At 60.5% G+C, this 8,148-nt stretch carries 8 protein-coding genes; 3 read left to right on the top strand and 5 right to left on the bottom strand.

Features of this window, described 5'->3' with window-relative positions:
* Nucleotides 1–1,159 precede the first annotated feature (1,159 nt).
* From PG899_RS12540 to PG899_RS12520, 5 genes are all read right to left on the bottom strand, one after another.
* On the bottom strand, nt 1,160–2,146 hold the full coding sequence (locus PG899_RS12540) for a helix-turn-helix transcriptional regulator (RefSeq protein WP_179101364.1): 987 nt from the start codon (nt 2,144–2,146) through the stop codon (nt 1,160–1,162).
* 303 nt (nt 2,147–2,449) lie between these two features.
* Entirely contained in the window at nt 2,450–2,836 is a 387-nt protein-coding gene (locus PG899_RS12535; RefSeq protein WP_077095811.1) for a SirB2 family protein, read from the bottom strand.
* Entirely contained in the window at nt 2,833–4,686 is a 1,854-nt protein-coding gene (locus PG899_RS12530) for a monovalent cation:proton antiporter-2 (CPA2) family protein (protein WP_077095810.1), read from the bottom strand. Before PG899_RS12530 ends, PG899_RS12535 begins: the two co-directional genes overlap by 4 nt.
* A 70-nt stretch (nt 4,687–4,756) precedes the next feature.
* Complete coding sequence (gene kefF, locus PG899_RS12525) at nt 4,757–5,356, bottom strand: glutathione-regulated potassium-efflux system oxidoreductase KefF (protein ID WP_016349118.1); 600 nt, start codon at nt 5,354–5,356, stop codon at nt 4,757–4,759.
* Between the two features lie 77 nt (nt 5,357–5,433).
* Nucleotides 5,434–6,276 carry a LysR family transcriptional regulator gene (locus PG899_RS12520; RefSeq protein WP_179101363.1) on the bottom strand — a complete coding sequence of 281 codons (843 nt, stop codon included), beginning with the start codon at nt 6,274–6,276 and terminating at the stop codon, nt 5,434–5,436.
* A 143-nt stretch (nt 6,277–6,419) separates the two neighbouring features.
* Between PG899_RS12520 and PG899_RS12515 the strand changes: the two genes are divergently transcribed.
* The 3 genes from PG899_RS12515 (at nt 6,420) to PG899_RS12505 (ending at nt 8,034) form a co-directional block, all read left to right on the top strand.
* Complete coding sequence (locus PG899_RS12515) at nt 6,420–7,142, top strand: SDR family oxidoreductase (RefSeq protein ID WP_029304386.1); 723 nt, start codon at nt 6,420–6,422, stop codon at nt 7,140–7,142.
* 87 nt (nt 7,143–7,229) lie between these two features.
* Complete coding sequence (locus PG899_RS12510) at nt 7,230–7,553, top strand: hypothetical protein (protein ID WP_042066817.1); 324 nt, start codon at nt 7,230–7,232, stop codon at nt 7,551–7,553.
* Nucleotides 7,554–7,602: 49 nt separating this feature from the next.
* Entirely contained in the window at nt 7,603–8,034 is a 432-nt protein-coding gene (locus tag PG899_RS12505) for a DUF411 domain-containing protein (RefSeq protein ID WP_011704327.1), read from the top strand.
* The last annotated feature ends 114 nt before the right edge of the window (nt 8,035–8,148 follow it).

The following is an 8,148-nucleotide window of genomic DNA, read 5'->3' as shown; positions in this document are numbered from 1 at the left end:
TTCATGTAGAACCTCCTGCGTTCAAGGTACGGGAAAATTCTACTTATGAGCACCCTGGTTTTTCGGGGGGATTACCGGTCCATTCCACCCTGTGTTTCTGGCGGGCTGTAATGTTGCTGTGCGCGCTGAGCCAGCTGTACACATGACTTGCCCGCTGCAGAACTAACCCAGAGCAGCGTTCACGAAGTGTAGGAGGTGAGAGAGGGGGTATTCTGGCTGACAATGGGCACCCAGATTGAGGGGGGATCTAGAGCACACAGGATGTGCTGTGACAGCGAGTAGAGCCCCATGTCATTGATCGTTCTGGTACAAAAGGCACATAAAGAAAAGGGGACGGCGGCCGCCGTCCCCTCAAGTCATCTAGTCCAGTCCATGAACTGCAACGCTCCCTGCAATCCCTGACTTTATCCTGATCCTTCGGAATATCCCCTTCCCAATCCGTTGAGGTGTCCTGTGGCCATCCTAGCCTGGCAATCGCTCCTGATTGCTGCACTCTCTCCATCCTGGAGGTGTCCGTTACCACATCCCGTGGTGTTCCTTGCGTCATCCTGACAGACAACCATCCGGGTTGTCTCGCTTCATCCTGAAGCTGTCCTGCTCGCTTCCTGCGAGGTCCATAATCTTCCTGAAGAGCAATCATCCTGTTTGCTCTGCCTCATCCCGAGGTGTCCGCAACCACGTCCCGTGGTGTCCTGCAATCCGTTTGATAACCGTCCTGGTTACCGGCCTCATCCTGAAGTGTTCCCTGCCCACGCCCTGTGGTTTATTCCCTGCTTATGCGCTGTTTCCGCATCCTGCCGAACCAGCTCCGTCCTTGTGAGACCCATATTAAGGGAACCAGGGGGCGGAACAAGGGCGGTTCCGACGTTATTGGCGTGGCGATAACGGATTAATGACCAATGCTATAGAGATAAAGCTATATAAATCATGGTATTAGTTTGTTTCATGGGAAAGCATGTGGATTCAAAGATGGCTTCGCGTACGGTTCGACACAGTGGCCTCTTACAGCTGCCATGGCGGATCTCTTACACGCAAAAACGGGGCGAAAACGATGGTACAAACAGGCTCAATTCGGTGGGTAAGACTTAAAAATTAGTTGAATAAATATGCTCAAAAAGAATACAAAAAGCCGGGCTTGGCCCGGCTTTTTCTGCGGTGGTCAGCTGACGCGGCTACCCGGTGTCGGATACGCCTTGCGCAAGGATTCAGGCGCCAACACTTCTAGGTTCCCGCTCATATTGTTGAGCCAGGTACGGAACTCGGGGGTGTCCTGTACCTCGGTTTCCACCACCACGCTGCGCTTGTCGTAGCGAGTCATGCGCGGGTTGTGGCCGGGGATCTGTCCGTCGACCAGGGTCGGGCAGTTGGCATCGATGCGACCGACGAAGCGGATCGGCCCGCTGACATCCTGATACCCCTGATCGCGGATCAGTTTCTGGATGTTGAAATCCTTCGGCTGGGTCGCGCTGAAGTTGGTCAGCTCCACGTTCTTGATGTGATCGAACGGGATGCCGTAGACCTTGGGATCCAGCTCGGACAGGGTGCAGAGCAGGGTCGGCCCTTCCGCCTGGTTCAGGATGCCGAGCGGATTGATGCGGTCGTAGCAGAGCCATACTGTGCGCTCCTTGATGACCCGCTGGATCTCGGCACTGAACTTGCGACCGCGCCACAATGCATCGCGGATCAGCGTGCTGCGGCGGATTTCAGGGTTGCCGACAAACGGGCGCGGTGACTGGTGCACGCTCTCGAGCCAGCGTTCAGCCAGTTCGCTCTGGCTATCGCGGATCACCTGGCTGGCCTTGTCGACCAAGGGGTTCAGTTCGGTCAGTACGCTGGCCGGCAACAGCTGGCTGGCCTGATCGCTCCAGGTTTTCAGCGCCACTGCCAAGGAGAGCGGCATTATGTTGGCAAAGTCGTTGAGGCCATGGCGCTCGAAGCACCAGCCGTGTGGTTTGCTGCGTTCATCCGAGGTGAGATCGAACAACCCCATGCCGGACATCTCTTCCAGGTCCCGTTGCACGGTACGCAGACTGACGTGGATGCCTTCTTCTTCCAGTTTTACCTGGAGTTGGCTGGCGGTCAGCTTGTAAGGGCGGTGCGGGATGCAACGCGCCAAGGTCAGTTGTCGTAACAGCTTCTTACTCATGGTGCATGCCTTCACTGGTTTAGCGTTGAGTGTATCCTAGCCATGCTTTGCGACAGTCTATGTCGCAAGTTTTGCTGCGACAACTGTCGCCATTTTCATACAAACCAAGCTAACCACATGATCCAAAACATAATTGTTATCATTTTTGGCAGCAATCGAGGCTTAAAAATGATGAAAATTCACCAAATGAAAGTGCTGCCTTACGGATTTGGGGGAGAGGAAAAAACAGAAATGACGGGGAAATGCAGAATATGATGTGGAGGGGATGGCTCCCCTCCATCAGGCAGGTATTTTTTGGCTGGATCAGGCCAGCCAGGACAAGGTGGATTTGGTGATGGCGGCGCCCACCATGTAGCCAAATACCGCCAGGGCCGCGAGGCCGGCCACGAGCTTCTGGCTGCGCGCAGGGCGCTTGAGCGCCATGACGCCGAGGCCGATGTAAACCACCAGTGCGATCAGCTTGGCCATCAGCCAGGGTTGTTGGCCCGGGCTCATTTGCAGGGTCACCGCCAGCAGCACCCCGAACAGCAACAGGAAGGTGTCGTTGACATGGGGCAGGATCTTCAGCCACTTCTGCTGCAGGCGGGCACTGCCCCCCAGGGCCAGCAGCCAGCGATAGAGGAACAGCAGCACGCTGACCAGCGCCAGCGTCATGTGCAGGTGTTTGAGCATGGGGTAATAGGCAATCATATTGCTTCCTTGTCGTTGTCGGGCAGACCGCTGTTCCAGTTGTGAGCGTGAATGCTCTCCTGTCCTTCCTGATCGTCTTGCAGCAGATCGGAGAGGATGTCCCGGTATTGCAGGCTCTTGTTGATATAGGTGTGTTCGTCGTCCAGGTAGTTGACCTGTTCCCGCAGCAGCCAGTTGTCGTGCTGCTTGAAGGTCTGGCCGGCCCGCCATGCCTGGTTGGCCCGAAAGCCGAGCTGGGTCAGGGCTTCCACCCCCAGATCCACGGCAGAACCCAGGGTTTCCCGGTATACGCTGCCCACGCCCTGGCGCAGGATCTCGTGAGCGTGGGGACGATCCTGGGCTCGCGCCAGTATCTTAAGGTGTGGGAAGTGTTTCTTCACCATTTCAATCACTTCGAGTGACGTGGCCGGATCGTTGATGGAGAGCACCAGCAGCTTGGCCTTGTGGGCGCCGGCGGCGTGCAGCAGGTCAAGCCGGCTGGCATCGCCATAGAACACCTGATAACCATACTTGCGCAGCATCTCGATCTGGCTGGCATCCTGCTCGAGTATGGTGGTGCCGATGCCGTGGCCGTGCAGCAGACGCCCCACGATCTGACCGAAACGGCCGAAGCCGGCGATGATGACCGGGTGCTCCACCAGCTCCGGCTGCTCGTGCTGCGGCAATTCACTCTGGTTGCGATAGTCGAACCAGGGCTGGATCACCCGATCGTTGAGGATCAGCAGCAGCGGCGTCAGCGCCATGGAGAGTGCCACCACCAGGGTCAGCAGGGCGATGGTATCCCCCGGCAGCACCTTGTTCTGGGCGGCGAACGAGAACAGCACGAAGGCAAACTCCCCGCCCTGGGCCAGCGCCAGCCCGAAGGTCCAGCGCTGACTCGGCGAGATGCGAATGGCAAAGCCGAGCGCCATCAGCACCAGCCACTTGAGCACCATCAGGCCGACCACCAGGGCCGGGATCAGCAGCGGGTGCTCGGCAAACAGCCCGAAGTTGATGCCGGCGCCCACCGACATGAAGAAGAGGCCGAGCAGCAGCCCCTTGAACGGTTCTATGTCTGCCTCCAGCTCGTGGCGATATTCGCTGTCCGCCAGCACCACGCCGGCGAGGAAGGAGCCAAGGGCGGGGGAGAGGCCGACCGACTCCATCAGCACGGCGATGGCGATCACCAGCAGCAGGGCGGCGGCGACGAAGATCTCCCGCATGTGGGACTGGGCGATGGCGCGGAACACCGGTCGCATCAGGTAATGACCACCCAGCACTATGCCGGAGATGGCAGCCACCACCAGCAGGCCGTGTTGCCAGCCGGCCAGCTCCGAGCTGCTGCTGGCCACCGGCGCGATGGCCAGCAGCGGCAGGATCGCCAGGATGGGAATGACGGCGATGTCCTGGAACAGCAGCACGGCAAAGGCGGAGCGGCCGCTCTCGCTCTGCATCAGTTTGCGCTCCTGTAGACTCTGCAGCACGATGGCGGTGGAGGAGAGCGCCAGGATGAGGCCGATGGCCAGCCCCTGCTGCCACGGCAGGCCGATGAGGTGTGCCACGCCGGTCAGGGCGGCCGTGGTGAGCAACACCTGCAGCCCGCCGGTGCCGAGAATGGGCCCCTTCAACTGCCACAACAGTGCCGGTCTGAGCTCCAGCCCGACCAGAAACAGCATCAGCACGACCCCGAACTCGGCGAAGTGCATCACATCCTTTTGTTCACCCACCAGCCCCAGCAGGAAGGGACCTATGATGATGCCCGCCAGCAGGTAACCGAGCACGGATCCCAGCCCCCAGCGTTTGGCCAGCGGCACCGCGATCACCGCGGCGGAGAGGTAGATGAAGGCATCGAACAGCAAACCATGTCCCATCAGCGGATCCTCCGAACTGTGGTGGAGGCCGATGTCGGCAGGCCGGGCCGTCGCCCGGATCGAGAGCGGGTCATGAGAGTACCTCCAGCAGATCGCGCAGATAGGGGCTGCCGGCAAGCTGGGCCGGGGTCAGCTGTTCGTCGCGCAGGGCACACAGCAGCTGGCGATAATCCTGGCCGCAGCGGCGCAGCGCCTCCTGATCCCGGATCTTGTGAAAGGAGTGCAGCACGAATGGCGGCAACCAGCTCATGCCGCACAGCTGGGCCGTCTGCCGGAACGGCAGCAGAAAGTCCAGCAGCGGGCGCTGGTTGTAGCCTTCACTGCAATAAGACTCGGGGGCGCCACCGGTGGTGATGGCCGACAGCCACTGCTTGCCGTTGAGGGCGTGGGCTTCCGGGCCGTAGGCGTAGCCATACTCCAGTACCAGATCCATCCACTCCTTCATGATGGCAGGGCAGGAGTACCAGTAAAAGGGGTGCTGGAACACGATGATGTCGTGTTCAGACAGCAGGGCCTGCTCCCGCTTCACGTTGATGAACATGTTGGGGTAGTGCTGGTAGAGGTCGTGCAGGGTGACGCCCTCCAGGCCGTCGATGGCCTGCAGCAGCTGCTTGTTGGCCCGGGAGCTCTGCAGCGCCGGGTGTGAAAAGATAACCAGAATGCGTTTCATGGGTTCCTGATCTGAAGAGGGGCCAAATACCGGTGCAAGCGACCGGCGAAAAAAAGATGCATTGAGTAGCGACGTTATCAAGAAGCGCCATGGCTCGCCAGTTCCGGGATAAGCTCGCGCAGCGCCGGATTGAGGGTCTGGTGGGCGGGATAGCAGAGGCCGATGCGCCGGAACATCCGTGGTCCGCGCACCGGCACGGTACACAGACTCGCTTCGTCCTCCACCAGCCCGTCCGGTAGAAAGCTGATGCCGACCCCGGCCAGCACCAGCGCCATCACCAGCCCCTTGCTCTCGGCCTTGGCCACCAGATTGAGGGTGAGTCGGTCACAAGCCAGCAGGCCTATGGTCTGCTGATGGGCTTCGCAGGGGGGGCACTCAATAAAATCATAATGTTGCAGCTCGGCCAACTCGAGTTGCTGGCGGCTGGCGAGGGGATGGTCGCGGCGCACGCACAAGACATAATCCTCCTCCCACAGCGGCAGGAAGATCTCGTCCTCCCGGCGCAGGGCATCCAGGGTCAGCCGACAGTCGGCAGGCGTCCCGTAATCGGAGAGGGTGAGATCCAGCTCGGGCAGCACAGCCTGCACCTGCTGCAGCAATTCCGCCACCCGCCGCCGGCTCAGGTCCGGCATGATGGCCAGGTTGAGCCGCGCACGCGTCGCCTTCTGGCGAAACAGCGCCGGTAGCCGGCGCGCCTCTTCCACCAGCTTGACCGCGTGGGGATAGAGGTAATGGGCCTGATCCCTGGCCGCCACCCCCTTCTTGCCCCGGATGAACAGGCTGTCACCCAGGGTCTCTTCCAGCTGACGCAGCCCCGCCGAGAGGGAGGGCTGGCTGACGTGGCAGCGTTCGGCCGCCGCCGTGATGTTCTTCTCTTCATAGATGGCGATGAAGAAGCGCAGCAGTCTCAGATCCAGCATAAGCCCAACCATAGTTTTTTCAGATGATAACCAGCGGAAAACAATATTTATCACTGATGGATGCAGTGACTATAGTGATCCCGTTCCGTGCTGGCCAGCCGCTTGTTTGCTCAAACCGACTCTTGAATCAGAAGGAAAACATCATGTCCAAGCCTCTCGTCGTGATCACCGGTGCCTCCGCCGGGATCGGTGCCGCCATTGCCCGCGCCTTCTCCGCCGCCGGCCATCCGCTGCTGCTGCTGGCCCGCCGGGTCGAGCCCATGCAGGCGCTGGCGCTGCCCGATACCCTCTGCATCGGGGTTGATGTGACCGACACCGCCGCCATGAAGGCCGCCATCCAGCAGGCCGAGGCGCAATTCGGTCCGGTCGGCTGTCTGGTCAACAACGCCGGCGTCATGCTGCTGGGACAAGCCGATGTGCAGGACCCGGCCGAGTGGCAGCAGATGCTCAACATCAACGTGATGGGGGTGTTGAACGGTGTTCACGCTGTGCTGGCCGGCATGAAGGCCCGTCGCAGCGGCACCATCATCAACATCAGCTCCATCGCCGGTCGCAAGACCTTCCCGAACCATGCCGCCTACTGTGCCACCAAGTTCGCGGTGCACGCCCTGACCGAGAACATCCGGGAAGAGGTGGCCGACGTCGGCGTGCGGATGGTGACCATAGCCCCGGGCGCGGTGGAGACCGAGCTGCTCAGCCACACCACGGACGAGAGCATCAAGGCCGGCTACCACGACTGGAAGGATCAGATGGGCGGCGTCATTGCGCCTGAGGTAATCGCCGACGCCGTGCTCTATGCATGGAGCCAGCCGGCCAACGTCTGCGTGCGCGAGATCGTGCTGGCGGCGACCCGTCAGCAACCTTGATGGCGGCTGACTGGAAGAGGGGGAGGGCTTGACCCTCCCCCTGGGCCAAGGGTTACCATAGGCCACCTTTCGTCAATGAGTCGTCTCATGGTTCTGACCCGTCGCCAACTCGCTCGCGCTCGCCGCTGGCTCCCCCTGTGGAGTCTGCTGATGGTGCTGATGTCGTTTGGCAGCCGGGCGGCGACCGATCTCTGTACCCTGACGCCTCATTGCAGCCAGAGCGAACGCACCCTGGAGAAGGCCATGCCCTGTGGCAGCTTCACCTCGGCGCTCGCCATGACGGTGGTCACCGGCGACAGCCTGACGGTTGCCATGCTGGAACCCGATACCCCGGATTTCATCTCCCCCTCCCAGTTCATGCCGGATGTTCCGACCGACCGGCTGGAGCGTCCGCCCCGTCATCTCGGTTGAGTCGAGTCACCCTGTTTTTTTGGGCATTTCTTCTTATCCGAGGTGAGTTATGTACAAGTCCCTGTTATTGGCCGTGCTGGCCGGTACCGTCAGTTTTTCTGCTCTGGCAACCGAGCAGATGACCGTCTACAAGTCCCAGTATTGCGGCTGCTGCAAGACCTGGATCAAGCACATGGAAGAGAACGGCTTTGAGGTCAAGGTCGTCGAAACCGAGCAGCTTGAACCGGTCAAGCAGCAGTACGGCATCACTCCGCAGCTGGCTTCCTGCCACACCGGAGTGGTGAACGGCTATGTGGTGGAGGGGCATGTACCCGCCGCCGACGTGCAGAAGCTGCTCAAGGAAAAACCGGCGATCCGCGGCCTGACCATTCCGGGCATGCCCCAGAGTGCGCCAGGCATGGATATTCCGGGTCAGCCCTATCAGGTGCTGAGCATCAGCAACGAGGGCGCGACCAAGGTCTGGTCGAGCTACCCCGGCTGATGAAAACTGGCCGTGAGCAGACACACTTCCATCATGTGAGGCACACCTGAGCGAGCCCGTGTCGCTCACGGTCAGGTATGGGGGCCGCCATCGCGAGATGGCGGCCCTTTTACA

The organism is Aeromonas sp. QDB39 (assembly GCF_027707585.1).
In the GTDB taxonomy this organism is placed as follows: Bacteria; Pseudomonadota; Gammaproteobacteria; order Enterobacterales; family Aeromonadaceae; genus Aeromonas; species Aeromonas hydrophila.
Note: the sequence above shows the minus strand (reverse complement) of the source record. Positions and strands in the feature narration are given on the sequence as shown.